This is a genomic window from Chryseobacterium cheonjiense (assembly GCF_012927265.1).
Lineage (GTDB): Bacteria > Bacteroidota > Bacteroidia > Flavobacteriales > Weeksellaceae > Chryseobacterium > Chryseobacterium cheonjiense.
In genome coordinates, this window is the sequence record NZ_JABBGF010000001.1 from 762,918 (window position 1) to 788,277 (window position 25,360).

Below are 25,360 nucleotides of genomic sequence, written 5' to 3' on the forward strand. Positions count from 1 at the left end.
ACCATGACAGCTGAAGACTTACAGTCAGGACAGATATTTTTACTGGACAAACCTTTGGATTGGACGTCTTTTCAGGCGGTCAATAAAATGAAATACAAGCTCAAAAGAGAGTTTAACCTGCCCAAAAAATTCAAGATAGGGCATGCCGGAACATTGGATCCCAGAGCTACCGGACTTCTGATCGTATGCTGTGGAAAATTCACAAAAAAAATTCCGGAAATCCAGGATGCGCCTAAAGAGTATTGGACAGAGATAAAAATTGGTGTTCAGACCGAATCCTACGATACCGAAAAACCCGAAATCCTTCATCAGGATTTTTCGCATATTACGGAAGAAAAGATCCATAACGCTTTGGAAAAATTTGTAGGAGAAATTGACCAGACGCCGCCGGTTTTTTCTGCGATAAAAATTGAAGGGAAAAGAGCCTATGATCTGGCAAGGGCAGGAGAAGAAGTAGAAATGAAATCACGGAAAACAACAATTTTCTATATTAACGATTTTAAAATTGATCTTCCGCTGATAAGTTTTACTGTAGGATGTTCAAAGGGAACTTATATCCGGAGCCTGGCACATGATATAGGACAGGAACTTGGTGTTGGTGCTTACCTTACCCAATTGAGAAGAACAAAAATCGGAGAGTATACTATTGAGGAGGCCACAGCCGATTTTTTAGAAAATGATTTTAGATTTAATCAACCATGAAAAGATTACTAATAATATTTGCCTTAATTTCTTTTTCAGCAGCTTTCTCTCAGGAAGCCGGAATTTCAAAGCAGACGATGGGCTTTTATTTTAATCCGTCTCTGAATCTGGGTTTTAAACTGAATAAGGAAAAAGAAGCCCCGAATACAACACAATACATTCAAACCACACCACCACGGAAATTTACCTATGGGATTACTGCAATCGGCGGTTACAATTTTCTTCCTAACTTTGCACTAGGAACCGGATTCAGGTACAGTTTTATTGAGGACAATTATCATTTAATTTATCTGATGGTACAGCCTAAATTCATATTTGATCCCGGTGACAGACCATTTTATGTTGAACTGAATTACGGAAAACAGCTTAATCATGCAGTGGTTTCCGATGCCGAATTTTGGGGAGCAAGACTGGGAATACAGGTTTCCTATTCAAAAAGGATCAGCCAGGAAGGAGGTATTTTCCTGGAGAGTCATAAATTAGGGAATTCAAATCCATTTTTTGTCGGGATAAGCTATGGGGTGACGATTTTCAGCAATAAAAATTATACAGGTTACGGAGAAGATTAATGGAAAAAACGCGTATCAATAAATATTTATCAGAAGTCGGCTACTGCTCGAGAAGAGCGGCGGATAAACTTTTGGAGGAAGGAAGAATCAAGATCAACGGAAAAGTTCCGGAGATGGGAACCAAAGTTTCCGATGAAGATGTGATAGAAGTAGACGGCAAGCCGATTCGTGAGCCGCAGGAAGACCATGTGTATATTGCATTTAATAAACCTGTGGGAATTGTCTGTACTACAGATACCAAGCGCGAACAAAATAATATCATCGATTACATCAACCATCCGAAAAGAATTTTTCCTATCGGGAGGCTTGATAAACCGAGTGAAGGCCTGATTCTTCTGACCAGTGACGGTGATATTGTCAATAAAATACTGCGGTCAAGAAACAACCACGGGAAAGAATATATCGTAAGGGTCGACAAGCCGATTACACCTAAATTTTTAGATAAAATGCGGAATGGTGTTCCGATTTTAGATACGGTTACCAAAAAATGTGAAGTTGAAAAAATTGATGAAATGAACTTCCGGATTGTCCTTACACAGGGTTTAAACCGCCAGATCCGCAGAATGTGCGAATATCTCGGTTATGAAGTTAAAAAACTGAAACGGATCAGGGTGCTGAATATCAAGCTGGATCTTCCCATTGGAAAATGGAGAGACCTTACCGATGTCGAACTTGCCACACTGCAGAAGCTTGTTGAAGATTCCAGTAAAACTTTTGATTAGCTAAGGTATTAACCGAAGTATATTTTTTAACCTCAGTTCGGAATAAGATAATTTTGTAACATCAATAGAAATGGGCTTTAGCCCATTCAGATCATGAATAAAACGGGCTTAGCCAAACTTAATTATAGGTTTTAACTAAAGCCTTTATTTTGTTCCCTATTGAAGCGTCGGGCTAAAGCACATCGCTCCGGATACCTAATTCAATAATTGAATTGAGGTTACCAAATCATTTAAGGTACAGTTTCATCTTAGCCTCATATTCCGGTTTGATCTTTAAAAGTTTCCAGAGTTTCTTTTCGTCTTTTTCACTCAGACGGTAAAAAATGATTTTATCTGCGGAATATTTGAAATAAGGATGATTCTTCAGCCAGTCTTCGGGAGCTTCGTAAATCGTATATCTTGCAATATTAGAAGTATTAAGCTGCGCTGTGGAAAGCAGTTTCTGCATCAGTGGAATATCAATATTGTAGGTGGTTAAGATCTGCTCTTTATTCATAAATCCGCCCAGTTTTTTCCTGAAACCGATCATGGAACCGGCTGCTTTTTCGTCAAATCCAAACTCTAAAAGCTGTCTGAAAGTAATCGCATTCAAATCAACTTTTGAAAAGTCTGTTTTTTCCTGCTGTTTCGCTTCGGGACGCGTATTGTCGACAGTACCCATAGATGCGGCATTTAATCTGATAAAAGGCTTCATCTCATTGAGCTTTTTGGCAGAAATCACAAAACACTTCTGGATATCCTCAATACTTTTAAAGCTTCCTTTTAAATTGCGGTCGCGGTAATTCACAATTGTCTGTGCCTGCTTATCTGAAAAGCCCAAAGATTTCCATCCTTCTGTATCTAAGGTATTCGGGTCAAAAGGGCGGTATTGAATTTTGGATGTATTAGAAATTGAATTGTTAGCATAACGGCTAAATCCGGCAGCTGTCTTTTCGGGAAGAATAAGATAACCCGACAGCTTCTGGTAATTTTCTTCACTGATGATAAAGCATTCCCTGAATTTCTCTTTGCTTACAAAACTGCCGCCCAGATAGTTTTTATATTTAATAATTGCTTCTGCCTGACGTTCTGAAAAACCCATTTTTATCCAGTCATCCTTAGTATAAAGATCCGGATTGAATTTTCGGTGAACAGCTATTGATTTCTTTTCGAATTTAAAGCGGTTAATTTTTGCTTCACGGTTGCTGTCCGGTAATAAGAGAAAAGGCTCCAGTTCCGAAAACTTATCTTTAGAAACGGCAAAACATTTTCTGAACTGTTCTTTGGAGAGAAATTTCCCGCCTACGATCTTTTTATAATTAAGAATGGTAGCGGTCTGCTTCTCTGTAAATCCTAAATTCTTCCATTGCTTTTCATCCAGATCGTTAGGGTTAAATTCGGTCAGCTGTAAAGCTGCTATGTTATTCGTGATGAAATGTACATCTGAAAAATTTTCTTTCGGTTTGCTTCTGTAATTTTGAAAAGCAAATAAGATGATGAGCAGAAAGCCCATAAATGCCAGCTGTTGGTAATAATTTTTTTTCATTGCACCAAACTTAATAATTCTGTCAATTAATAGCAATGAGCGGTTTGCAATTGAATGATTTCAGAATATAAATTCAGAGAAATGATTGAAAAAAATAAGTTGGTAGAATAAAATGAATTTAAAATTTACTTATTCAGAATCCTTTTCCACCAAAGAATCCTTAAGTTTCAACAGCTCTGCTTTTACAAATTCCAGTCTGTCGATAAGGGTAATGGTTTCAGAAATTTTACTGTTGGTGGTAAGGGCAATTTTGGCGCCGTCGAGCGTATAGCCTTTTTCTTTTACGAGATGATAAATGATCTGAAGATTTTTAATGTCTTCAGGCGTGAAATAACGGTTGCCTTTTTTGTTTTTTTTAGGCTTGATAATGGGGAATTCCTGTTCCCAATAGCGTATCAGTGAAGTGTTCACATCAAATGCTTTCGCAACTTCTCCTATGGAATAATACAGCTTATCGGGTAAATTTATCTTCATTTTTAGAATCCTAATTTTCAAAGATAAAAATTTTTTGATTTTCTTCGGCAATACTGGGTCTTAAAAGTTAATCTTTGCCTGGTTTTACGGTGCAAATCATATTCAGAAACGATACTTATTATTGTTTTTACTATTTTTGATCTAAATTACATCCGGCGTGGAATCTATTTCAGTTCTCAATATTGATCTATTTCAGGGAGGCAGAAATACCTCAGATTTTTATTTCAGCACTCTGAAAAACCATTTGATTGTCGGTCACCGGCATTTGGAAAAGCCTCACCGGCACGATTTCTATGCTGCTATTCTTTTTACACAAGGTAGAGGCTTTCACGAAATAGATTTTCAGAAATATGAGGTTTCTTCGGGAAGTCTCTTTTTCATGTCTCCGGGGCAGATCCACAGCTGGGAGCTTTCTCCTGATATTGACGGCTATATTTTCTTTTGTTCCCAGGATTTTTATGAAATGCATTATGTGAATCAGAAGCTCAGGAGTTTTCCTTTCTTCGGATCGGTGCATTTTCCCAGGAAGCTTCAGCTTGATGGCGGTCATTTACAGGAGTTTATTTCCGTTATACATCAGCTCGAAAAAGAATATCATTCTCAGTATTATATGAAAAACGGACTGATCTTGTCCCTATTGTCACAGATCTTTATTTCTTCAGCGAGGCTTTTTTCGAAAGATTTCGATCATCTCTCGTCTTCGGCAGGACTTTCTTATTTTAAGCATTATCAGGATTTTGAAGATTTGCTGGAAGAAAATTTTACTGCGGAAAAGTCGGTTGCATTTTATGCATCAGCCATGAAAATCTCCCCGAAACATTTAAACAGGATCATTCAGACTGTTGTACATAAAACGGCAACAGATCTCATTACCGAAAGAGTCGTTTTGGAAGCCAAAAGAATGCTGATCTATCTTGATGAAAGCCTGGTGGAAATTGCGTTCCGTTTAGGATATGAAGAGTATTCCTATTTTGTGAGGGTATTCAGGAAATCTTCGGGAACCACTCCTACACAGTTTATTAAAATGTATGCATCATAATCCTGCTACAATACCAGTCGGAAAGGACCTTCAAAAACGGTCTCGAAAGCATCTACAAGATTACCTTTTTCATCATAAACACCGATGGTTATATTTTGTTTTGAAAATTTAATCTCTTCTTCAGGGAAAGAAATATTAATATTTCCTTTTAATATCTGATCTCCTTTCACACTAATTTTTTCATTACCGAAAAATTGTATTTCTGCATGCTTAGGCTGTAGCACTTTTATGGTTAATGTTTTCTTATCATTGGACTTATTTAAAAATGTATAAATAAAAGTATTTGTTATTTTGCCATCTTTAACGAAAAATGTTGAGCCTGCAGGCTTGATGAACTTTGCTTCCATCGAGCCTCTATCATACATCAGAAATCCTAAAAATCCGATCAGCAGCGCCAGGAAAACAGCAGTCGCTTTCATTCGGGAAGTAAATATGAATTTTTCCCTGTTTTCAATTTCAGCCTCTGTAGCGTAGCGGATGAGCCCTTTCGGCAGACCTACTTTTTCCATTACCTCATCGCAGGCGTCAATGCATGCGGTACAGTTTACGCATTCCAGCTGTTGGCCGTTTCTGATGTCTATCCCGGTAGGACATACGATAACGCACTGGTTGCAGTCAATACAGTCTCCTTTTCCTGTGGCTTTCCTGTCTTCATTGTTTCTCCATTTCGAACGGTTTTCACCTCTTTTAAAATCATAATAGACATTAATGGTGTTTTTATCAATCAGGACACCCTGCAGTCTCCCGTACGGACATACGAGGGTGCAGACCTGCTCACGCAGCCAGGCAAATACGAAATAAAAAGTAACCGCGAAGGCAATCATACCCAGGAATTTCAACGGATTGCCGACGGGCCCATCAGAAATAATTCTAAAAACTTCTTCATAGCCGACAATGTACATGAACATAAAATTGGTAATCGTTACTGAAATAATGGCAAATATGAACCATTTCAAAAGTCTCTTTCTGATCTTTTCGGCATCCCATTCCTGTCGGTCGAGTTTCATCTGTTTGTTGCGGTCACCCTCGATAAGATATTCTATTTTCCTGAATACGCTTTCCATGAAAATGGTTTGCGGGCAGAGCCATCCACAAAATATCCTTCCGAAAACTACGGTAAAAAGCATAACGAATATAACTGATGTTACCGCTCCCAATGCCAGAATAAAAAAATCCTGTAGATAAAACGGCTGTCCGAAAATGAAAAATTTTCGGTCGATCACATTAAACAGCAGAAACGGATTGTGATTGATTTTCACGAAAGGCAACCCAAAGAAAAGAGCAAGTAGAAGCACGCTTGTATAATTCCTGTAATTGGTAAATTTCCCCTTAGGCTTTCTGGGATATACCCATTTTCTTTTTCCGCTTTCATCCATTGTGCCTACCGAATTTCTGAAATTCTCATCGTCTTTTACCACTGTCTGAAAGCTGTTAGATTGCATATTCATCTTTTTTATGATTACGTTATGAGCCGGATAGAGTGACTGTTCCGGATATGCAAAGCTCATTAATAATGATTTTCTTTCCTAATATGATATGCTCTTTAAATAGGATTATCAGGACATTTTTAAAGTTGTTGATATCATTCATAAATAAAGAAATAATCTTTGAATCTGATTTTACAAATCGTAAATTGTGGCCTTAAAATTAATGTTGTATGAAAAATATTCTGCGGTTTGCTTCCGTTGGTTTGGTTTTAGCAGTAGTCAACTGCAAATCAGTAAATACCAATACTATGTTTTATGAAGATGTAAAACCGGAAAAAATTTCGGATCAGTTTACTTTTACGGAAGGTCCTTCCTCAGATAAAGAAGGAAATGTTTATTTTACAGACCAGCCTAATGATAAGATTTACTACTGGGACTGGAAAACCAATAAAATTGTTGAATTTTTAAGCAATACGGGAAGAGCCAACGGTACCCATTTCGACAAAGATGATAATCTTATCACCTGTTCTGATAATAAAGGTGAAATCTGGAAAATTTCAAAAGATAAGAAGATTGAAGTATTGCTGAAAAATGTTGATGGTAAAAGGCTGAATGGTCCAAATGACATATGGAATGACAAATTCGGAGGCATGTATTTTACAGATCCTTTGTATGAAAGAGATTACTGGGTAGATTTTAAAAAAGAAACGCCGCATAAAAGTCTGTATTACAGAAGCAAAGACGGAGCGGTAAAAAAAATAGAAACCTTTACGCAACCTAACGGTATTATAGGAAGCGAAAAATTCAAAAAGCTGTACGTATCGGATATTGATGCCGGAAAAACCTATGTTTACGATATGTTGGGTGAAGGAAAGTTATCTGAAAAGAAACTGTTTTGTGAAATGGGTTCAGACGGAATGACTCTGGATAAGCATGGAAACGTATATCTTACGGGAAACGGCGTGCACGTTTTCAATCACGAAGGAAAGAAAATTTACCATATTCCGATCGATGAAGATTGGACGGGTAATATTACTTTCGGCGGAAAAGACAACAATGTATTGTTTATAACGGCATCCAAATCCGTATATATTCTGCCCACGAAGGTAAAAGGGGTGGAATAAATAAAGGTCTTGCGAACCAACGGTGAAGCAATCTCAAAAATGATTGATTAATTAAATAGATCGAGATTGCTTCGTCGTTTCGCTCCTTGCAGTGACTGTATTAATAAGCTACTTCCATTTTCACTTTTTTACCTTTCAATTTTTCATTGGCCAGCTTGCGTAAAACAGAATTTACTTTATTTCTGGAAACCGCAACATAGGAAGTGGAGTCCTTCACTTCGATTAAGCCGACGTCTTCTTTTTGCAGTTCACCTTTTTTAAGCAGGTATCCTACAATATCCACTTTGTTCACTTTGTCTTTCTTTCCGGCACTGATGTAAATGGTCTGGAACGGTGTTTTCTCCGGAACTTTTTCAAATCCGGCAACACTTTCTATGGGAGTATCATTCTTAATGAATGGAAAATTCTCTTCCTCCGTCATGATAAGGTAAGCAAAACCTTTCGCATTCATTCTCGCTGTACGGCCGTTTCTATGGATAAAAGCATCTTCTTTCGGGGGTAATTGGTAATGAACGATGGATTCAACTTCAGGAACATCCAACCCTCTTGCTGCCAGATCGGTTGTGATTAAGATTCTCGCCGAATCATTTCTGAACTTTAAAAGCGCACGTTCTCTTTCATCCTGCTCCATACCTCCGTGAAAAGTTTCCCTGTCAATTCCTTTCTGGCGCAGCAGCTCAGAAATTCTGTCAACGGCATCCCTGTGATTACAGAAAATCAGGGTTCTCTTATTTCCTATCTTACAGATTAAATTAAATAGGGTATCGAGCTTTTCTTCGGATGTCGTCATTACTTTTTTTAACTGAATATCAGGCTTTGCTTCATTTAATTTTAAAAAGTTGATAACTTTTTCATCTTTAAGTCCGGTAAAGTCCGGAATTTCATCCATCGCGGTTGCAGATGTCAGAATTCTTTGCGAAAGACTTTTTAATGACTGACAGATAAATTCCATATCATCCTGAAATCCCAATTCCAATGCTTTGTCAAACTCATCCAGAACAAGTGTCTGAATCGTTTTCGGATCAAAATTATTATTTCTTATATGGTAAACTACTCTTCCCGGAGTCCCTATCAACACTGCCGGAGCTTCGATGAGATTATTGACTTCGATTTTTTTGTCGTGACCGCCATAGCAAACCGAAACCTTAAAGTCTGTTCCCATCGATTTAAAAACCTGTTCAATCTGCAATGCCAGTTCTCTTGCCGGAACTAAAATTAAAGTTTGGATTCCGGATGTATTTTTCTTTAAATTTCTAAGTACAGGCAATAAAAAAGCAAGCGTTTTACCCGAACCGGTAGGAGAGAGCAGAATAATATCCTGGCTGTTTTCCGTTGCTTTATAAGTAGATTTCTGCATCTGATTCATATCCTGAATCTGCAGTTTTTCGTAGATAGATTGTAGTTCCATGGGTGCAAAGATAGTGAATTTACATGGCGACAATGAAGGAGTTTGAGAGACGGGATTTTGTTTATTGTTTTAGATCATTCATCCGTTTAAGAATCTCTTTCCCCCGAACAAGAGTAACATTGTAAGTCTGTTCGGGATTATGTATTGCTTTTTCATATAAATCTCTGGCTAAATTATTATTTCCCTGCACAAGATTAATGAATCCTAAGATTTCATATAAAAAGTTTTGCATTTTGGAATCTGGATTGTTCTGAGCAGATAAATACGTTAAAATCCGTTGTGCTGCATCAATTTTGGGATCTTTATATTGTTTAATTTCATATCCAAGAGGCTTGCTGAACCAATAATCCCACATGCTGCCGTTATTGTGCTCATTCCATGAATACTTTATAAGTTGTAAGGCGACTTCCAGTAAGGCAGGATCTAAATTTTTATTTTTTGAAGGAGATGTTCTGCTTTCCTCAATATAACGATCAATGATAGACTCCATTCCTTTATCCTTCATTTCCTGGAAAATAGATTCTTTAAGGTATAGGGCGTGATTTTTTGAGAAACTTTCATAAGCAAAGGAAGGAGGAAAGTGATCTGCCAGATTTTCTATTCTGTATCCTTTTTTCAGCTCAGCTTTTAAATCAATTTTATATACTGTATTATAATCATGGAAAAGATAGACGTAGATAATGCCTTTTTTTAGATCGCATATCGTAGAATATAGAGTATTCAGTTCTCCTTCCTGATGGGTTTTATCCAGAATGGTTTTTAGAAAATTAATGTTGTTTTCCTTAGATTCCGAGAGCATTTCATTGGCGATTTCAGGTCTTCTGCATGCTAGTTTTCCATTGATCATATTGCAGTTTGAATTGATCTGAAAGTCTCCTTTTTTTTCAATAATACCTTTTGGATTGATCAGTACGGAGTTTCCTTCCTTATCAGCTAATAAGACCTGAGACTGGGAGATGTAATCATATTTTTTTAAGATTACGAGGGCCTCTTTTACGTTTTTACATTTTCCTAAAACCTCCCACATAATATCGCCTTTATAAGGATTTGTCAGGTTGAGCTTACTTAAATCATAATTGGCTGCGGCATAATCAAAAAACAGCCCATGTTCATTCATTGCTGAAGCAATTTGCATATCCGGCGCTCCGAAACAAACAGAAGCATAGCGGGCTTTGGTAGCCGGGTTATACCATATTCTGTTAAAAGGTGTAGTATCGTCTTCATTAGCCGCTGCGTATACTTCTCCGCCTCTGGAACATGAAAAAATAGTGCATGCTTTTGCCGTACCTGGGCCGTATATAAGGATACTCATTACTATTAAAAAAATAATTTTATTCATAATTTATAGTTTTTATATTAGTTGTTTGATTGTTGTAAATAAATGTTGTTAAATGCTTAAACAAAATTTAAGTTAAATCACGCCTTTTTTTAAGTATAACTTTTTTAATCATAACAGAAAGAAAATCTGCTTGTTATTATAAAATAAAACTCGTACCTTTGCACCCACTTTTGTGGCGAAAAGGTTTGAAAAGTAAATAACTATAAATTAATTACTTCCGTATTTTTCAATTCACATTCATTCAAACCGTTGAAAGAGAAGGAATACAAATTTTATTAGAATTATGTCAAAAGAGACAAATTCAGCAGAATTATTATTAAACCAAAACGTAGCACCTGAACAATTTGACTGGGATTCTTTCGAATCTGGTCTTGATGCTGATGCTAGAAAAGAGAAAAGCGATCTTGAAGAAATCTACAACGGATCTTTAAACAACCTTGACGATAATGACGTATTGGTTGGTAAAGTAGTTAGATTAACTGACAAAGAGGCTATCGTAGACATCAACTTCAAATCTGAAGGTGTTATTTCTCTTAACGAATTCCGTTACAACCAAGGCCTTAAAGTAGGGGACGAGGTAGAAGTAATGGTAGACAGAAGAGAAGACAAAACCGGTCAGCTACAATTATCTCACAGAAAAGCAAGAACGCTTAAAGCTTGGGATAAAGTAAACGAACTTCACGAAACAGGTGAAATCGTAAACGGTTTTGTAAAATCAAGAACTAAAGGGGGTATGATCGTAGACGTACACGGAATCGAAGCATTCTTACCTGGTTCTCAAATCGACGTTAAGCCAATCAAAGATTACGATCAGTTCGTAGGTAAAACTATGGAGTTCAAAGTTGTGAAAATCAACCCTGAGTTCAAAAACGTAGTTGTATCTCACAAAGCATTGATCGAAGCAGATATCGAAGGTCAGAAAAAAGAAATCATCGCTCAGCTTGAAAAAGGTCAGGTTCTTGAAGGTACTGTTAAGAATATTACTTCTTACGGTGTATTCATTGACTTAGGTGGTGTAGACGGATTGATCCACATTACAGACCTTTCTTGGTCTAGAGTGAACCACCCGTCTGAAATCCTTGAAGACGGACAGACTGTGAAAGTGGTTATCCTTGACTTCGATGATGAAAAAACAAGAATCCAGTTAGGTATGAAGCAGTTAGAAGCTCATCCTTGGGATGCTCTTTCTGCTGACCTTAAAGTTGGAGACAGAGTAAAAGGAAAAGTAGTAGTTCTTGCTGACTATGGTGCATTCGTAGAAATCGCTCCTGGTGTAGAAGGATTAATCCACGTTTCTGAAATGTCTTGGTCTACTCACTTAAGATCTGCAGGAGACTTCGTGAAAGTAGGTGATGAAGTAGAAGCGGAAGTATTAACTTTAGACAGAGACGAAAGAAAAATTTCTTTGGGTATCAAGCAATTAAGCAAAGATCCATGGGAAAATATCGAAGCTAAATATCCTGTAGGATCTAAGCATGTAGGAACTGTAAGAAACTTCACTAACTTCGGTGTATTCGTAGAATTAGAAGAAGGTATCGACGGATTAATCTACATCTCTGATCTTTCTTGGACTAAGAAAATCAAGCACCCATCTGAGTTCTGTGCAGTTGGTGATAAACTAGATGTTGTAGTTCTTGAATTAGACATCCAGGCTAGAAGATTATCTTTAGGTCACAAGCAATTGACAGAAAACCCTTGGGATGCATTTGAAACGAAATATGCTGAAGGAACTATCCACGCTGGTAAAGCGGTAGAAGTACACGATAAAGGAGCTTCTGTACAGTTCGAAGATGCGGAAGTGGAAGCTTTCTGCCCATCAAGATTATTAGAGAAGGAAGACGGATCTAAAATCAAGAAAGGTGAAGAAGCTGATTTCAAAGTAATCGAGTTCAACAAAGAATTCAAGAGAGTAGTAGTTTCTCATACAGGAATCTTCAGAGATGAGGAGAAAAAGAATGCAAGAGAATCTTCTAACAACAGATCTAATAATACATCATCTTCTAATAACGAAGAAAGATCAACTCTTGGAGATATCGATGCATTAGCAGAATTAAAAAGAAAAATGGAAGAAGGTAAATAATCTTCACATATTTTTGAAATAGGCCACTCTTATGAGTGGCTTTTTTTATTTTATGATATTTAACTAAAAATTTTAAGTCGATTGAATGAATTGAAATAATTCATAATTATGTGATTTTACTGATTTAAAATTTAAAATTAAATATTATTAATAATGATTTTATTTGTTGTTGTTTTTGTTGTTGTTTGTTTGTAAATTCGGGGCTTTAATTATATATATGAGAAAAAAGACTCTACCTCTTTTATTTGCAGTTTGTGCATCTTTACCTTCTTTTGTTTTCGGACAGGATAATGAAAGCTTAATAAGAGATTATATCTCTCAAAATAAAATCAGAGAATACAAAAAATCTGATCTTGCAAATTTCATCATTGATAATGTTGATAACTCAAAATCAATGAACGGAGATATTGTGAAGTTTCAGCAGGTATATAATGGATTTCCTGTTTATAATTCCGAAGGAACAGCACTTGTAAGAGATCATAAAATTATTTATTACTCAGATACTTTTCTCAAAGATTATAGTTCAGCAGCATCAGATAATCCTGCAATTACAAAAAGCATCGCATTACAAAAGATTTCTCAGGATCTGCAGCTGCCGGAAATACAATCATATCCAATATTAGATTTTAAAGAACCCGAACCGGAAAATGGTAAGATGGTAAAGCAAAGATTGGTATATGTTCTTGATAACGGAATTTTAAAGTTGGCTTATCATTTCTCTTTCCCCCAACCCAATGCTTCAAATTACTGGGACATTCTGATTGATGCGGCCAATGGAAATGTGATCAGCAAAACAGATATTAATTTATCTTGTAATTTCCGTCACGATGCTTATTCTCATAATAAAGAGAATTCTTACGCCCATCTGATTGGTCCGGTATTCGAACCTTATAAAAATAATTTTTCGTTCTTAGCTCCGGACAATGCGAGTTATAATGTTTTTCCTCTGCCAATTGAAGCTCCTACTTTCGGCTCCAGATCTATCTTGAGCAACCCGTGGATTTTGTCGGCTTCTCCGGAAGGCTGGCATTATGATGGTAATACACGATATACCATTACAAGAGGAAATAATGCATATGCTTATGAAGACACTACCACAACAAATATACCCGGATTTTCTCCGGATGCTGGAACTGCCCGGAATTTTGACTATTCTTTTAACATTAATGATGATCCTTTTATAAATCAAAGTGCTGCCATTACCAATTTATTTTATCTGAACAACAGGATACATGATGTCTTTTACCTATTTGGTTTTACTCCTGCAGCGAAAAACTTTCAAAACACAAATTTTGGATTGGGAGGTATAGGAAATGACTATGTACAGGCTGAAGCACAAGATGGTGGAGGAACCAACAATGCAAATTTTGCGAGTCCGGCTGATGGAAGCAGACCAAGAATGCAAATGTATCTCTGGTCCACTGTAAACAGGATCTTTTTCTATAATGCGCCAAGCTCAGCAGTCAATCGTCAGCCGTTAGCCGGAACAGCGACATTCGGAAATCCCTTGGATCCAACGGGGGTTACTGGTAATGTTAAGCTGTCATCCGTATTAGATGGATGTACAGCAATTTCAGCAGGTTCACTTACCGGAAAAATAGGCTTAATAGAAAGAGGAACCTGTAACTTTTCTGTAAAGGTTAAAAATGCACAGAATGCTGGAGCGTCTGCAGTAATTATTTATAATAATTCAGCTAATGGCGATACTGTTGGGAATATGTCTGGTACCGATGCTACGATAACCATTCCGTCTGTTTTAATATCAAATACAGAGGGAGAGTATATCAAAAGTCAGCTTGCTGTTAATACCACCGTCAATGTAACATTAAAAAATGATCCTGCGCTCAGTATAACTCCAGATGGAAGTTTTGATAATGGTATCGTTGTTCATGAATATGGACACGGAATTTCAAACAGATTAACAGGAACAGGCTCCAATTGCTTAAGTTCTACTGCCAGTAAAGAACAAATGGGTGAAGGCTGGTCAGACTTCTTTGCCTTAATGCTTACCAATAAACCGGGAGACAATGCTTCGGTACCAAGAGGTATCGGAACCTATGCGGTAGGACAACCCATAACAGGGGGAGGGATCAGACCTGCCAAATATTCACCGGATTTCGCTATCAATGACTTTACTTATGGGGATACAAATGGTATGGAATATACAAATTCGAATGGGCAGGTAGTTCCGGATGTACACTCTATTGGGTTTGTATGGGCAACAATGCTTTGGGATCTCCACTGGCAATATGTAGCAAAATATGGTTATTCATCTGATGTTACCGCCAATACAACCAATGGAAGCTCAAGAGTATTACAGCTCGTAACCAACGCTTTAAAGCTTCAGGCTTGTAATCCTACATTCATAGACGGTAGAAATGCAATACTTAGTGCAGAGCTAGCGGCTACACAAGGTGCAGACCGATGCATGATCTGGAGAACGTTTGCAAAAAGAGGATTAGGGGTAAATGCTTCAGCAGGATCTAAAACCGATATTAATGACCAGGCAGAAGATTTCACGACTCCGGTAGACTGTATTTTAGCTACCGGAGAAGTTAATGCGGCAGATAATACAATTTCTATTTACCCTAACCCTGCTAAAAATGAGTTTTTCATTAACTTCCCAAGTAAAATTATGGGTAAGGTGAGTGTTGAAATTTATGATATGTCCGGAAAGCTTATTTCTTCTGAAGATAAAATTTCACCTGATGCAAAAAAATCGATTTCTACCGATAAGCTGATCAACGGAACTTATCTTGTAAAAGTAAAAGGGATTGGTATTGAGACAACGTCAAAACTGATCGTAAAAAAATAAATTAAGATAAAACAACATTAATATTCCGGCGCAAGCGAAGCTTGCGCCGGAATATTTTATCTATAATCACTATAGCATATAATTTCATTTATTAGCTGTAACTTTGCAGGCTTTTAAAAAATGAATCATGCAGAAGAAAAATGTACTGAAAGGAGTGGTGTTTGTGGGAATTGGAGCAAGCATCTACGGAATGCTCGCTACTTTTGTAAAACTCGCTTACCAAGACGGCTATACTACCTCGGAAGTTACAACATCACAGTTTGTTTTAGGTTTAATCGGACTTTTAATACTGAACTTTATACAGACCATCACTTCAACAAAAAAACTGTCATCACCCAGTCGTCGAGAAGTACGAAATTTACTGTTGGCTGGTACATCATTAGGGTGTACGAGTTTATTTTATTACATTGCCGTTCAGTATATTAATGTTTCAATTGCCATTGTGCTGCTGATGCAGTCGGTGTGGTTCAGTGTAGTTGCCGAGAGCTTTATGACCAGAAAACTGCCGCAGATGCGGAAGGTTGTGTCGGTAATTATCGTCTTAGCAGGAACGGTTTTGGCTACGAATCTTATCAATACCCAAATTGAAATTGATATCAAAGGTATTTTTTGGGGATTAATGGCGGCGGCATCATACACGCTTACTATGTTTACTTCAAACAAGTTGGCAACGCATCTCCCGGTTTTCAGAAAAAGCATCATCATGCTTGCCGGAGGTTCGGTGGTGATCTTTTTATTCCTGATCTTTGCTCAGATCGGGCCGTTGCATTTCAATAGCTTACAAGCTTTTTATCTCAACTTTACAGAAAATACAGAACACATTCATGCTTTCAGGTATTCAATTTTATGGAAATATGGATTTGTCCTGGCCTTATTCGGAACAATCATTCCTCCCATCTTATTTAATATCGGTTTTCCAAATGCAGGATTGGGATTAGGTAGTATTGTTTCATCGCTGGAGCTGCCGGTTTCCGTGACGATGGCATTTGTACTGTTGGGTGAAAAAGTAGGTTTTATACAGTGGGCCGGAATTGCACTGATTCTTTTTGCAATTGTTTTAATGAACCTTCCATCCAGAAAACACGCTGCTGTGGTATAGTGTTTGAAGAATTATAAAACTGAATAAAACAATATAAACTGTTTCTTTTGAGGCAGTTTTTTTAAATTTAAATAGTAAAATAAATCTTTATGAAATATTTTAAGAATACTCTTACTGCTGTGATGTTGATCGTTTCCGGTGTACTTTTTTCGCAAATCAAACCTCTTGATGCTGAGCTCACCAATTATCAGTATCCTTTTGAAGTATCTTTTCTGAATATTAAATCTCAGAATAACGATTTGAAAATGGCATACATGGATGTGAAACCAAAAGACTCCAACGGAAAAACCATTATGCTTCTTCATGGTAAAAATTTTAACGGAGCCTATTGGGAAAAGACTGCAAAAGACCTTTCTGATAAAGGATTTAGGGTAATCATTCCTGATCAGATCGGATTCGGGAAATCCTCGAAGCCACAAAGCTATCAGTTCTCGTTTTCACAGCTTGCCGAAAATACAAAAGCTATTTTGGATCATCTGAATATCGATAAAACAATTGTCTTAGGACATTCAATGGGTGGAATGGTAGCCACGAGGTTTACCCTTCAGTATCCCGGAAAAGTAGAAAAACTAGTTCTGGAAAACCCAATCGGATTGGAAGATTATAAAAGATTCGCATCCTATCAGACCATTGATGAGGCGTATCAGTCGGAATTAAAGAATACGGCAGAATCTTACAAAAATTATCAGCTTAAATTCTATTATGATAACAAATGGAAATCTGAATATCAGCCGTGGCTGGATTTGATAGCAGGCTGGACCCTGCATCCGGATTACCCGAAAGTAGCATGGGACGCAGCTTTAACTTCAGATATGATTTACAATCAGCCGGTGTGCTACGAGTTTAAAAATATTCAGGTTCCGACACTTTTAATCATTGGAACCAGAGATCGGACCGCTATTGGAAAAGACAGGGCGCCAAAGGAACTTCAGCCGAAAATGGGACAGTACCAGATATTGGGTAAAAAAACACAGCAGGAAATTAAAGGTTCAAAATTAGTAGAGTTGGAAAATGTAGGCCATTTACCTCATATTGAAGTGTACGATAAATTCTGGAAAGCACTGTATAATTTTATAAAATAATGACAAAATATTACGGCGGCCAAGAATTGGCCGCCGTAATATTTTTATTTTCTTAAATCAGGAAATAAGTTCCATAATCCGTAAAGCAACTTTCAGTGCTTCCGTTCCGTCTTCAATGGAAACTTCCACGTTTTTATTTTCGGTAATAGAATCCGCAAAAGAATTCAGCTCATCAAGAATTGCGTTATTCGGCTGTATATCAGGATATTCAAATAAAATCTGATTTTTTTCACCCTCTGCATTTTCAATAATCATATCAAATGGCGTCGGATGTTCCGGGGCGTCCTTCATTCGGATAACTTCGGCCTTTTTCTCAAGAAAATCAACAGATATATATGCATCTTTCTGGAAAAAACGGCTCTTTCTCATCGCTTTCATAGAAATTCTTGACGTGGTAAGATTGGCAACACATCCGTTTTCAAACTCTATTCTTGCATTGGCAATATCCGGAGTTTTGCTCACCACACAGACACCGCTTGCGTGGATATTTTTTACTTTAGATTTTACAATGCTGAGCAGGATATCCAGATCATGTATCATTAAATCCAGCACTACCGAAACATCCGTTCCCCGAGGATTAAATTCCGCCAGTCTGTGAATTTCGATAAACATCGGATTGTTAATATATTCCTTGGTGGCGATGAAAGCGGGATTGTATCTTTCAACATGGCCTACCTGTGCCTTAATTCCTTTTTCCTGGCATTGTTTTAGAAGCTCTTCTGCCTGTTCAAGCGTTTGGGTGACCGGTTTTTCAATGAAAAAGTGAAGACCTTTGCTTATTGCATGTAAAGCATAATCGTAATGATAAACAGTGGGGGTTACAATATCCAGCATCTCAATTTTATCCAGCAATTCATCAAAATTTTCAAAAAAGGGATATCCGAACTCAGCTTCTAATTTTTTCCCGTTTTCTATATCCTTATCATGAAAACCTATAAATTCATATTTATCCGATTGATTCAGAAGCCTTAAATGGATCTTACCCAGATGTCCGGCACCTACCAAACCTGCTTTTAACATACGTTACTAAATTTCTGTAAATATAAGAATTTTAGAGAACGCAAGAGAGATGATAGGTTTTAGGTTGATAAATACTGAATGTTTTTTTATTTTTGTAAAAAATACCTAAAATCTAAACTAAATTTAAATGGCGCAAGACTCGTTTGTACACAAAGGTAAGAGAAAGATTTTGGTAGATTATCTCAGAAACAGAATCGGAATATCAGATGAAAATGTGCTATCTGCAATGAATCAGGTTCCGCGGCATCTCTTTATAGAAAGCATCTTTGAAGATTTTGCATATGAAGACAGGGCATTTCCTATCCTTGCCCATCAGACTATTTCCCATCCTTCTACAGTGGCGGAACAATCTGAAATTTTACAGGTCAAGGAAAGCGAAAAAGTACTGGAAATCGGTACCGGGTGCGGGTATCAGACTGCCGTTTTACTGGCTATGAAAGCCTTGGTATATACCGTTGAAAGGCAGAAAGACCTTTTTGATTTTTCTAAGAAAAAATTTCGCGAAATGGGACTGTATCCTAAGTTCCAGAGCTTTGGTGACGGCTTTGCCGGACTTCCTACATTTGCTCCTTTTGATAAAATCATCGTAACCTGCGGCGCTTCCGTTTTGCCTACAGAATTGCTGAAGCAGCTCAAAGTAGGCGGTAAAATGGTTATTCCTTTAGGACCGACAGACGAGCAGGTTTTATACAGATTTACCAAAATTTCACCTACGGAATTTGAAAAAGAAGAATTCGGAGCCTACAAATTTGTTCCGATGTTGGGAAATACAAATTTATAATTTCATCTTAAAATTCATAATTAAATATTAGGTCTCATTATTAATTAATGGGACTTTTCTTTGATGGTTTGTTTTTTGATGAATATCAATATCTCAAATTTCAAAACAATTACAGAATGAAGGTATTTATCAATAAGCAGATTCCGGAAACAGGAATTCACATGCTGGAGGAAGCAGGTCTTGAAGTTTTTATTCCTGATCACGATAATTTGTCAAGAGAAGAATGGATAGGGTACTGCCAGAGTCATGATATGATTTTAAGTGTGGGATCAGAATTTAAATTTGATAAGGACTTCTTTAATGAATGTCCGGATATAAAAGCAATTGCTCTGTATTCTGTAGGTTTTGATCATGTTGACATTCAGGAAGCGAACCGCAGAAAAATTCCCGTAGGAAATACTCCGGATGTACTAAGCAAAGCGACTTCAGATATTGCTTTTCTCCTGATGCAGTCAGTAGCGAGGAGGGCAAGCTATAACTTTGAAAAAGTAAAATCAGGGAATTGGGGAGATTTTGATCCGCTTCACGCTTTAGGGCAGGAACTCTACGGAAAGACTTTGGGAATTTTCGGATTGGGTAGAATCGGATACGAAATGGCTAAAAAGTCGAAAGCTGCCTTTGATATGAATATTATCTATCACAACCGTCACCGAAACGAAGAAGCTGAAAATGAACTGCATGCACAATATGTTTCCTTCGAAGAATTGATCTCACAATCGGATGTACTGAGTATTCATGCTAACTTTAAGCCAGAACAGGCAGAGCTTTTCAATGCATCGGTTTTTGAAAAAATGAAAGACAATGCCATTTTTATTAATACTGCAAGAGGTGGTTTTCATAATCAGAAAGATCTTTATGATGCGCTTGCAGAGCATAAAATCTGGGGAGCCGGACTTGATGTAACCAATCCGGAACCTATTTATAAGGATGATCCGATTTTAGAACTTTCAAATGTTTGTGTGCTTCCACATATTGGCTCGGCAACAGTAGAGGCCAGAAGCGGTATGTCTAAAATAGCTGCTGAAAACCTTATTGCCGTTTCAGAAGGCGAAAAAATGCCGGCTTGTGCCAATCCTGAAATTTATTCAGAAAATCATCAAACCAATTGATTTTATTCTTAATTTTATTAGATCAAATATTAATATAATTGTTCTCAGAACACGAGAATCATTGAAACTTGCTTGTTATAGAGCCCCACAATTAAAACCACCTGTTTAAACTTGGAATTATTTTTGTTTGTATCAATTTACACTAAATATAAATATTATGATACCCGAAAACAGCGAACAGGAACAGGAAAGAAGACTGGAGCAGAGAGATTATCAACCTGGAGAAGATATTTTTAATCAGGAAGAGCATATTTCTTTAGACGGAGACGGAAAACCAATCTTTAACGAGAGTACAGATGACGATACCTTAGATAAAGGACTTGACATTCCAGGAGCTGACGACAAAGCCGGAACCGATGACATCGGAGAAGATGAAGAAAACAGCTATTGGGGATACAGTGATAACGAAGACGATCACGAAGAACAAAATGACGACTTGATACGCTAACCTTGCCTAACCGGTAAGGTTTTTTTATTGCCTGACTTTACAAATTCTTAAATTTTTTAATTAAAAATCTAATTGGGTAGAAAAAAATCAATATAAAATGTTATACATATTAATTTAACATAAATAATGATTGCGGATGGAAATGTTATAGTTTTAATTATTAAATTTATCATTGGTTAGTGATTAATTATAATAAAATTATGCTGAAATATTTACAAATTTTACTAGTTTCCATAAGTATATTCACATTTTCCCAGGCTCCTGTTGATGTGAAGGTAAAAGATGCTGCAGGAAACGAAAGTTTCAATGTTACCTGTAACAACGATCTCGATACAAACGGATGTATTGCTTTACATGTAGAATATCCTGTACTCAGACAGACGGCTAGCTACCAGGTCAGCCAGGAAACATACAGTCCGCCGATTCCCCTTAATCAGGGAACTCCACTTAACGCCAACTATGACGATCTTTTTGCCGCTAAACTGGATATGCCATTCAAATTCTGCTTTTACAATCAGTACTTTCAGTCACTTGTTGTAGGTTCAAACGGAATGGTCACCTTTGACCTGGCTCAGCTGGGGAATATCAATTATCCCAATGTTCAGTGGGCAAACCCAAGTCCCAATCTCCCGAAAAATTCTATTTTCGGAGTCTATCATGATATTGTTTTTTCTGCGGGAGATGCTTCCGAAATCTACTATTCGACCATTGGAACCGCTCCTTACAGAAAATTTGTTATCAATTTTTATGAAGGACGCGTATCAGGATGTACCGACAGATCTTCCTCACAGATCGTTTTGCATGAAACAACCAATATCATCGAAATATTTGTTGAAAAAAAACTTACCCCATGTCCCACCAGAAAATTTGAAAATGCTTTAATCGGCGTACTCAACAGCGACGGAACACAGGGAGTATCTCCTGCAAACCGCAACACAGGCGTTTGGCAGGCTCTTCAGGAAGGATGGAAGTTCAGTCCGCTGGGAAACGTGATCGAGCCTCAGGTTACCTGGACAAATGCTGCCGGACAAACTGTAGGAACAGGAATCCAGACAACCGTTTGTCCTACCCAGAACGATACTTATACTGCAAACGTAAAATTTAATATCTGTGGAAACAGTGAGCTTACTTTAACGGATGCCTTTCCGATAACATTCGATCCTACCTATCCCGTAGCAAAAAATTATACCCAGAATTTTTGCGGAAATACATCTGTAAACCTAACATTAAGCAGCTTTCAGGGAAATGTGACCACGCAGAACCCTGCAAACTTTCAGTTCAGCTTTCATACCAGTCAGCAGGATGCGCAAAACAACGTCAATCCGCTGCCGAATAATTATACCCTTACGGGCAATACGGTTTTATATGTGAGAATACAAAATCCGAATGCGCCTTCATGCTTCAGAATTGCGGTACTTACACTCAATCTTGTTTCTAAAAGTTTGCTTACAAATACGGTTGAGATCTGTGACACCAATAACAATGGAGTAGAATCGTATGATGTGACTTCGCTTAATGCGCAGCTTTTCGCACCCGGAACCACCGGAATTTCCTACCATCCTACACAATCTGATGCCCAGAACAATACCAATGCTCTTACGACAGTAAACATTACATCTTCCACCAATCTTTGGGTCAGGCTTCAGGAAGGCAGCTGTACCTATATTTTAGGCCCTGTAACTTTTCAGTTAACACCAGGCGTTAATATTAACTCACCTGTGAATTTCACTTACACGGTTTGTGATGTTAATGCCGATAACCAGGAACCCTTTAATTATTCAACTGTTATCGGTCCGCTTATTACAACCCAGACCGGAGCAGTGTTTGAAGCATACAATACCCTGAATGAAGCACTCACCGGAACCGGAACGGTTTTAAACACCATTAAAAGCGGGGTTTATACCATTTATGTAAGAGTAGAAATCCCGAACGGATGTTTTGCCGTGGCTACCGTCAATATGAACGTAACCTTCACGAAGATTGTCGCTAATGATAAAAACGAATACATCTGCTTTAACGGCACCGATGATATAACCGTAAATCTCATTACCCTGTCAGCAGGAATGCTGGTTTCTCCGGCTTCTGTTCCTGTAACGGAATTCTACGCCACAGCAGCCAACGCCAATGCGGGAGTAAATCCTATCAGTCCCATACAGACGATTACGGCAAACGGAAACCTCGTCACACAGACATATTTTGTACGTTTTGAAAATTCTGATGACTGTTATACGGTGCGGCCATTAGCGGTAAATCTTGTACATCCTGTTATCGTTCAGTCTTCTTTCACAATATGTGATTTTAATAATGATAATACTGAAAATGTACAGCTTGCTGAATTTTCTCCGGCGATTATCGGAAACCAGAATGCGACAACGCTTTTTTATCAGACTTCTGCCAATGCCATTGCGGGAACCAATCCCATAACCAGTATTACGGTAAACGGAACCCAGCAGGTTTTCGTAAAAATAACATCATACAACTGTCAGCAGATATATCCGGTAAATCTGAGTCTTACCTCAACTCCCGCAGTAACTCCTGAAGTGAATATTACCCTTAATACTATTTGCGACAATAATAATGACGGCAGCGAAAATTACAATCTTACGCAGGCGCAGCCTCAGATTTATTCAGGATCTAATGTAACTTTTACCTATTATCTGAATTATAATCCTGCCACCCATGTATTTTCCAATCAGGTCGCAAACCCGGCACAATTTCCTGTTTCTGCAGGAAGCGCAACAGTTTATGTAAAAGTAAAATTTAATAACAGCGAATGCTTTTCGGTTTCAAAACTCAATATTCAGATCACATTTTTACCGGCGGTAGTTTTGAATCCTGCCGTTTTAGAGACCTGTGACGAAGAATTTAACCTGAATGAAACCTTCCAGCTCAGCGATGCAGTTCCCCAACTGTTTGTTGCTTCGCAGAATACCTACCCATTGTCGGCAATGACAATCACTTATTACAATACAGCAGCTCAGGCCAATGCCGGAAGTCCGGCCAATCAGATCGGGCCGTCCGTAACCACAACGGTTTCCTCCGTTCAGGTATGGGCGAGATTTCAGTCACAGACTACCGGGTGTTATTCCGTAGCGCCAATCCAGCTCAAAACGTATTTTCCGCCGAAAGCTATTAACTCAACCATTACCGTCTGCGATGAAAATTTAGACGGAAGCTACGAAGTAAATCTCTTGAATTTTACCAACCTCATGGTGGATATTCCGAATCCTGCCAATTCATTTTCTTTTTATCTTACGCAGCAGGATGCTATGAATGGAACCAATGCTATAGCCAATCCGGCAAATTTTTCAGCCAATCCTTTTCCTGCGCAGATATGGGTGAAAGTTCAGAACATCCCGGGATGTGACGATGTTGCAGCCGTTAACTTTACCCAGGGAAACAAAGTGGTCTTGCAGAACGCCGGCCCTTTCCAGATCGCGGTCTGTGACACGGGAAATAACGGAACGGAAACCGTTGATCTCACACAGTTTCAAAACCAGATTTATACAGGAACAAATGTAACATTTACCTATTATCCTTCTCTGGCTGATCTTAACGCCGGAACCAATGCAATTACGTCTCCTTCGAGTTTTAATTACACTCAGGGACCGGGTCTCAATACCGTATATGTAAAAGTAAGTGTTCCCGGTTCATGCCCGAATGTTGCTCAGATCAATCTTTCATTGAAACTGACACCAATATTTGATATTCCGACCCTTTATTTCTGTCCGGAAGGATCACTGGATTATACGGTAAATATTGAAGGATATACGATCATCAGCTATGTATGGACTAATCCTTCAGGACAGGTTATTTCAACCACAGACACCATTACCGGAGTTACAGTGGTCGGAAACTATACGCTGACAGTCACCGCCCAAAACGGATGTACCTATACCGATACTTTCGAAATCAAACACTATGATGTTCCGGTGATTGAGCAGCTTGAATTCAACGGGAATACAGCCGTGGTTCATGCTACAGGACTGCAGACCATCCTTTATTCTATCGATGGAATAACATGGCAGGCCGGTAATACGTTCTACAATTTACCGACGGGGATCACTACATTCTATGTAAAATATGTAAACAGCGACTGTATCGTAAAACAACAGGGTGTTGTTCTGGATATTAAAAATGCCATTACACCAAACGGAGACGGCCTGAATGACCATTGGATCGTGAAGGATCTTCAGGTATTCGGTAGCAGAATGTCAACCGTTAAAATTTACGACCGGTACCAGTATCAGGTTTTTGAGCAGAGTTCCAATACCCAGTTTTTCTGGGACGGAACCATCAGGGGACGTGCAATTCCAACTTCCAGCTATTGGTATGTCATTACCCTTCCTGACGGCAGAACCTCCACCGGCTGGATCCTGGTAAAGAATAATAATTAAACCTTAAATCAGAAATAGAAACCTCATTGAATGTTCAGTGAGGTTTTATATTTTTGAAAAACACTCTTCATGCGCTCAAAAATTTCCCTATGTGGAAGTATTTTAACGGACAGTAAGTCCCCCTCCCTTGGAAATCGAGGAACGAGATTCGCCGATTCCTATTTATAAATAAAAATAAAAGAGGCATTGGTGGATTCGAT

At 38.0% G+C, this 25,360-nt stretch carries 19 protein-coding genes; 13 read left to right on the forward strand and 6 right to left on the reverse strand.

Going from position 1 to position 25,360, the window contains the following annotated elements; genetic code table 11:
- Positions 1-3: 3 nt before the first annotated feature.
- Genes truB through rluF form a run of 3 tightly spaced genes read left to right on the forward strand, consistent with a single transcriptional unit; the run spans position 4 to position 1,993 of the window.
- Positions 4-702 (forward strand): tRNA pseudouridine(55) synthase TruB, encoded by a 699-nt coding sequence (gene truB / locus HHL20_RS03575; protein ID WP_169229809.1) that lies wholly within the window; start codon positions 4-6, stop codon positions 700-702.
- Positions 699-1,271: a hypothetical protein gene (locus tag HHL20_RS03580; RefSeq protein ID WP_169229810.1), complete on the forward strand. Its 573-nt coding sequence runs from the start codon at positions 699-701 to the stop codon at positions 1,269-1,271. Before truB ends, HHL20_RS03580 begins: the two co-directional genes overlap by 4 nt.
- Positions 1,271-1,993, forward strand: coding sequence for a 23S rRNA pseudouridine(2604) synthase RluF (gene rluF / locus HHL20_RS03585; RefSeq protein WP_169229811.1), 723 nt, complete (start codon positions 1,271-1,273; stop codon positions 1,991-1,993). The genes HHL20_RS03580 and rluF overlap by 1 nt, the downstream gene beginning before the upstream one ends.
- Before the next feature lie 226 nt (positions 1,994-2,219).
- On the opposite strand, the gene HHL20_RS03590 is transcribed toward rluF, so the two are convergent.
- Together HHL20_RS03590 and HHL20_RS03595 are read right to left on the reverse strand one after the other, a co-directional pair.
- Positions 2,220-3,518 carry a helix-hairpin-helix domain-containing protein gene (locus HHL20_RS03590; protein WP_169229812.1) on the reverse strand — a complete coding sequence of 433 codons (1,299 nt, stop codon included), beginning with the start codon at positions 3,516-3,518 and terminating at the stop codon, positions 2,220-2,222.
- Between the two features lie 129 nt (positions 3,519-3,647).
- The gene (locus HHL20_RS03595; RefSeq protein ID WP_029294276.1) at positions 3,648-3,992 is read right to left on the reverse strand and encodes a MerR family transcriptional regulator; all 345 of its coding nucleotides are present in this window, start codon (positions 3,990-3,992) and stop codon (positions 3,648-3,650) included.
- 157 nt (positions 3,993-4,149) lie between these two features.
- Between HHL20_RS03595 and HHL20_RS03600 the strand changes: the two genes are divergently transcribed.
- Positions 4,150-5,031 (forward strand): AraC family transcriptional regulator, encoded by an 882-nt coding sequence (locus HHL20_RS03600; protein WP_169229813.1) that lies wholly within the window; start codon positions 4,150-4,152, stop codon positions 5,029-5,031.
- 5 nt (positions 5,032-5,036) lie between these two features.
- Here HHL20_RS03600 and ccoG read toward each other — a convergent pair whose 3' ends face one another.
- Entirely contained in the window at positions 5,037-6,479 is a 1,443-nt protein-coding gene (ccoG, locus tag HHL20_RS03605; RefSeq protein ID WP_169231108.1) for a cytochrome c oxidase accessory protein CcoG, read from the reverse strand.
- A 209-nt stretch (positions 6,480-6,688) separates the two neighbouring features.
- Between ccoG and HHL20_RS03610 the strand changes: the two genes are divergently transcribed.
- Positions 6,689-7,582: an SMP-30/gluconolactonase/LRE family protein gene (locus tag HHL20_RS03610; RefSeq protein ID WP_169229814.1), complete on the forward strand. Its 894-nt coding sequence runs from the start codon at positions 6,689-6,691 to the stop codon at positions 7,580-7,582.
- Positions 7,583-7,682: 100 nt separating this feature from the next.
- Here HHL20_RS03610 and HHL20_RS03615 read toward each other — a convergent pair whose 3' ends face one another.
- Positions 7,683-8,990 carry a DEAD/DEAH box helicase gene (locus HHL20_RS03615; RefSeq protein WP_169229815.1) on the reverse strand — a complete coding sequence of 436 codons (1,308 nt, stop codon included), beginning with the start codon at positions 8,988-8,990 and terminating at the stop codon, positions 7,683-7,685.
- A 61-nt stretch (positions 8,991-9,051) separates the two neighbouring features.
- A complete protein-coding gene (locus tag HHL20_RS03620; RefSeq protein ID WP_169229816.1) occupies positions 9,052-10,329 on the reverse strand; it encodes a carcinine hydrolase/isopenicillin-N N-acyltransferase family protein in 1,278 nt (425 codons plus the stop codon).
- Positions 10,330-10,612: 283 nt separating this feature from the next.
- Between HHL20_RS03620 and rpsA the strand changes: the two genes are divergently transcribed.
- The 4 genes from rpsA (at position 10,613) to HHL20_RS03640 (ending at position 17,405) form a co-directional block, all read left to right on the forward strand.
- A complete protein-coding gene (rpsA, locus tag HHL20_RS03625) occupies positions 10,613-12,409 on the forward strand; it encodes a 30S ribosomal protein S1 (protein WP_169229817.1) in 1,797 nt (598 codons plus the stop codon).
- Between the two features lie 217 nt (positions 12,410-12,626).
- Entirely contained in the window at positions 12,627-15,224 is a 2,598-nt protein-coding gene (locus HHL20_RS03630; protein ID WP_194306224.1) for a T9SS-dependent M36 family metallopeptidase, read from the forward strand.
- 127 nt (positions 15,225-15,351) lie between these two features.
- Positions 15,352-16,323 (forward strand): EamA family transporter, encoded by a 972-nt coding sequence (locus HHL20_RS03635; protein WP_169229818.1) that lies wholly within the window; start codon positions 15,352-15,354, stop codon positions 16,321-16,323.
- Between the two features lie 89 nt (positions 16,324-16,412).
- Positions 16,413-17,405, forward strand: a complete 993-nt coding sequence (locus HHL20_RS03640) for an alpha/beta fold hydrolase (RefSeq protein ID WP_169229819.1) — start codon at positions 16,413-16,415, stop codon at positions 17,403-17,405.
- Positions 17,406-17,462: 57 nt separating this feature from the next.
- On the opposite strand, the gene HHL20_RS03645 is transcribed toward HHL20_RS03640, so the two are convergent.
- Complete coding sequence (locus HHL20_RS03645) at positions 17,463-18,425, reverse strand: Gfo/Idh/MocA family protein (protein ID WP_169229820.1); 963 nt, start codon at positions 18,423-18,425, stop codon at positions 17,463-17,465.
- Between the two features lie 127 nt (positions 18,426-18,552).
- On the opposite strand from HHL20_RS03645, the gene HHL20_RS03650 reads away from it, so the two are divergent.
- The 4 genes from HHL20_RS03650 (at position 18,553) to HHL20_RS03665 (ending at position 25,160) form a co-directional block, all read left to right on the forward strand.
- Positions 18,553-19,206, forward strand: a complete 654-nt coding sequence (locus tag HHL20_RS03650) for a protein-L-isoaspartate(D-aspartate) O-methyltransferase (RefSeq protein WP_169229821.1) — start codon at positions 18,553-18,555, stop codon at positions 19,204-19,206.
- 116 nt (positions 19,207-19,322) lie between these two features.
- Positions 19,323-20,315, forward strand: coding sequence for a 2-hydroxyacid dehydrogenase (locus HHL20_RS03655; protein ID WP_169231110.1), 993 nt, complete (start codon positions 19,323-19,325; stop codon positions 20,313-20,315).
- Between the two features lie 157 nt (positions 20,316-20,472).
- Positions 20,473-20,763 (forward strand): hypothetical protein, encoded by a 291-nt coding sequence (locus HHL20_RS03660; RefSeq protein ID WP_169229822.1) that lies wholly within the window; start codon positions 20,473-20,475, stop codon positions 20,761-20,763.
- 200 nt (positions 20,764-20,963) lie between these two features.
- Positions 20,964-25,160 (forward strand): T9SS type B sorting domain-containing protein, encoded by a 4,197-nt coding sequence (locus HHL20_RS03665; protein WP_169229823.1) that lies wholly within the window; start codon positions 20,964-20,966, stop codon positions 25,158-25,160.
- The last annotated feature ends 200 nt before the right edge of the window (positions 25,161-25,360 follow it).